Annotated in this window: 2 protein-coding genes; both read left to right on the forward strand. The window is 70.9% G+C overall.

The window, feature by feature from the left end:
* Positions 1 to 252 precede the first annotated feature (252 nt).
* Entirely contained in the window at positions 253 to 924 is a 672-nt protein-coding gene (locus tag FNH08_RS49805) for a potassium channel family protein (RefSeq protein WP_322726669.1), read from the forward strand.
* Positions 924 to 1,601, forward strand: coding sequence for a potassium channel family protein (locus FNH08_RS49810; RefSeq protein WP_152778601.1), 678 nt, complete (start codon positions 924 to 926; stop codon positions 1,599 to 1,601). Before FNH08_RS49805 ends, FNH08_RS49810 begins: the two co-directional genes overlap by 1 nt.
* Positions 1,602 to 1,626: the final 25 nt, after the last annotated feature.

Genomic DNA, 1,626 nt, shown 5'->3' on the forward strand with positions numbered 1-1,626 from the left:
CGGCGTCCCCGGGATCGCCCCGAGGACGCCGGGCCCGTCATCGGCCCGTGCGGCCGGGCCCGATACGTTGGACACAGGGCAACCGGGAGCGGCACCCCGGACCCGGGCGGGGCAACGGCCGGAATTCACCGGCATGATGTTGCCTGGCGGCCCGCACATCCGGCCGCACGCGTTGCCCGGCGAGCCGAGAGAAGGACATGAGCGAGACAAGCACACAGGCCAGATGGTCTGTGGGAAGCGTGGTGTAGGCCCGTGCACATTGTCATCATGGGCTGCGGACGAGTGGGCTCCGCTCTCGCCCAGACCCTCGAGCAACAGGGGCACACGGTCGCGGTGATCGACCAGGACCCCACGGCCTTCCGACGGCTGGGCTCCGGATTCGGCGGCCGTCGTGTCACCGGGGTCGGCTACGACCAGGACACCCTGCGCGAGGCGGGCATCGAGGAGGCGGGCGCGTTCGCCGCCGTCTCCAGCGGTGACAACTCGAACATCATCGCCGCGCGGGTGGCCCGTGAGATGTTCGGCATCGAGAACGTGGCGGCACGTATCTACGACCCGCGCCGTGCCGAGGTCTACCAGCGACTGGGCATTCCGACGGTCGCCACGGTCCGCTGGACCGCCGACCAGATGCTGCGCCGGCTGCTGCCCTCCGGGGCCGAGCCGCTGTGGCGCGACCCCACCGGCGGCGTACAGCTCGCCGAGGTGCACGCCTCGACGGCGTGGGTGGGCCACAAGATCAGCAAGCTCCAGGAGGAGACCGGTGTCCGGGTCGCGTTCCTCACCCGGCTCGGCGAGGCGGTCCTGCCCACCTCGCAGACGGTGCTCCAGGAGGGCGACCTGGTGCACGTCATGATGCGCACGGACGATGTCGAGAAGGTCGAGGCGTCCTTCGCCGAGGGGCCCGACGAGGAGGGCGGTCACTGATGAGGGTCGCCATTGCCGGAGCCGGCGCGGTCGGCCGCTCGATCGCGGGCGAACTGCTGGAGAACGGCCACGAGGTCCTTCTCATCGACAAGGCGCCGACCGCCATCTCGGTCGAGCGCGTCCCCCAGGCGGAGTGGCTGCTGGCCGACGCCTGCGAGATCACGTCACTGGACGAGGCCGCGCTCCAGCGGTGCAACGTGGTCATCGCCGCGACGGGCGACGACAAGGTCAACCTGGTCGTCTCGCTGCTGGCGAAGACGGAGTACGGCGTTCCGCGCGTCGTCGCCCGCGTCAACAACCCCAAGAACGAGTGGCTGTTCAACGAGTCGTGGGGCGTGGACGTCGCCGTCTCGACCCCCCGCCTGATGTCGGCCCTCGTGGAGGAGGCGGTCAGCGTCGGCGACCTGGTCCGCCTGCTGCGCTTCAGCCACGGCGACGCCAACCTCGTCGAGCTCACTCTCCCCCCGGAGTCGGCCCTGGCCGGCACCCAGGTCGGCGAGGTCGAGTGGCCCGAGGACACCTCCCTGGTCACCATCATCCGCGGCACCCGCGTCCTCACCCCCACCCAGGAGGACTCCCTGGAGGCCGGCGACGAGCTGCTGTTCGTGGCGGCGCAGGCGCGGGAGGAGCAGTTGGAGGACCTGCTGTCGGTGCGGCGCGAGGACGCGACGAGCTGAGGCACGGGGATACGAGAATGGGGGG

The sequence above is a fragment of the Streptomyces spongiae genome (genome assembly GCF_009377185.1).
Classification (GTDB): domain Bacteria; phylum Actinomycetota; class Actinomycetes; order Streptomycetales; family Streptomycetaceae; genus Streptomyces; species Streptomyces spongiae.

Bases quoted from the DNA above. Each gene is read 5' to 3' on its own strand.
- FNH08_RS49810 (WP_152778601.1), top strand. From the start codon at position 924: ATGAGGGTCGCCATTGCCGGAGCCGGCGCGGTCGGCCGCTCGATCGCG.